A 1,743-nucleotide genomic window follows, 5' to 3' on the forward strand; every position below is an offset into this window, starting at 1 on the left:
GCGCGGGAGACCGGCTTCAATCTGGAGGAGTGTCAGGAGCTGCTGGCGCTCTATCGGGACGAGCACAGAACCAGTGCCCAGGTGAAGAAGCTGGCCCAGGAGAAAATCGTCGATCTGCGCTCCCGCATCGCCGGTTTGCAAGCCATGCTCAGCGCCCTCGAGGAGGTGGTGAGCTGCTGTCACGGAGATGCGAATCCCCAGTGCCCCATCCTCGACGAGCTGGAGAAAGGGTGAGGGAGGGCTGCGCCATTCGACCCTGCAGAAAAGGGTCTGTCGGGGCCTGTGCGGGAGAGGACGCGCTGAGTGGCAGCTTAATAGCGGTCGATTGATTGTTGAGCAGGAAAGGGGAGTGTTAAACTGTGCGGCTCTTGTACAGGGAGTACCCAGTTGACACAGAGTGTGAAATATCAGGTGCGGCGGGCCATCATGGTCCAGCTCTATACCCATGCCTCCTTCAGCCTGCCTTGCCTGGGGCTGCTGGCGATCAGCTGGAGCCTGCTGTTCCACGATTACCTGCCGGCCAGCGAGTCGCTGGGCTGGCTCGGTCTGGTCCTGCTGCTGTTGCTGGGGCGCTGGTGGCATTTGCGCTGGCGCCAGCCCAGGCTGGCGGAGTTTCCGCTGCCGGTGCTCGAGCGCGAACTCTTTGTCGGGGTGACCATCACCTCCATCGTCTGGGCACTGGGCGTGCTGCTCTATATGGACAAGCTGCCCGACACCTATCGTGCCGCCATGATGATGCTCTCCAGCCTGATCCTGACCGGCAGCGCCATCATGCTGTTCGGCAGCCGTCGTACCCTCTATGGGGCCGTGCTGCCCCTCGGGTTTGCCATGTTGTTCGAGCTCAGTGGCGGCAACACCCAGGAGCGTATCGTCTCCTGCATGCTGGCGGGGTATCTGTTCGTCTTTCTGCCGACCCTGCTGCGGCGCCTGCGGCGGGATCAGGTGGCCTCTCTCTACCACAGTTTTTCCAATGCGGATCTGGTGGCCGAGCTGAAGGCGGTCTCCGAGCACCTCAAGCTCACGTCCCGCCTCGACGGTCTGACCGGCATCGCCAACCGGGCCCATCTCGACGACTCCCTGGCGCGCGCCTGGCGTCGCTGCCACCGTGCCAGGGCGCCTCTCTCTCTGGTGCTGGTGGATGTGGACTACTTCAAGCAGTTCAATGATCACTATGGTCACCAGGTGGGGGACCAGTGCCTGCAACAGGTGGCGAGCCTGCTGGCCGAAGTGCTGCGGCGGGAAGACGATCTCGCTGCCCGTTACGGCGGAGAGGAGTTCGCCCTGCTGCTGCCCTGCACCACCTTGCAGGGGGCCATGCAGATCGCCGAGCAGGTGCGTACCTCGTTGCGAGCCCTCGGCATTCCCCACCACAAATCCCGGGTCTCGGGGCGGGTCAGTTGCAGCTTCGGGGTGGCGACCCTGGTGCCGGATCAGCATCACTCCATTGCCGAGCTTATCCAGAAAGCGGATGCGGCGCTCTATCAGGCCAAGCATAATGGCCGGGATCGTATCGAAGTAGCCTTGATGGGTAAGGTTGCCTGAGTTTCACAAGACAGATTAAAGAGGTCGTCTATGCAATGTCATCGTATCGAAGAGCTGCTGGAACTGCTGCAGCCTGCCTGGATCAAGGAGCAGGATCTCAGCCTGGTGCAGTTTGTTGCCAAACTGGCCGAGGAGGCGGGATTTGACGGTCCCCTGTCCGCACTGACCGACGACATGCTGATCTACCACCTCAAGATGCGG

The 1,743-nt window shown here is 62.0% G+C and carries 3 protein-coding genes; all 3 read left to right on the plus strand.

Annotated features, from left to right (window positions below):
- Positions 1-234: MerR family DNA-binding protein (locus G5358_RS20980; protein WP_421324870.1), on the plus strand; the 234-nt coding region annotated here is incomplete at its 5' end.
- Between the two features lie 153 nt (positions 235-387).
- The gene (locus G5358_RS20985) at positions 388-1,542 is read left to right on the plus strand and encodes a diguanylate cyclase (protein ID WP_323891935.1); all 1,155 of its coding nucleotides are present in this window, start codon (positions 388-390) and stop codon (positions 1,540-1,542) included.
- A gap of 30 nt (positions 1,543-1,572) precedes the next feature.
- On the plus strand, positions 1,573-1,743 hold a 171-nt coding region (locus G5358_RS20990; protein ID WP_421324871.1), incomplete at its 3' end, for a DUF1040 family protein.

Source organism: Aeromonas sp. 604176 (assembly GCF_049170755.1).
GTDB classification, from domain to species: Bacteria; Pseudomonadota; Gammaproteobacteria; order Enterobacterales; family Aeromonadaceae; genus Aeromonas; species Aeromonas veronii_A.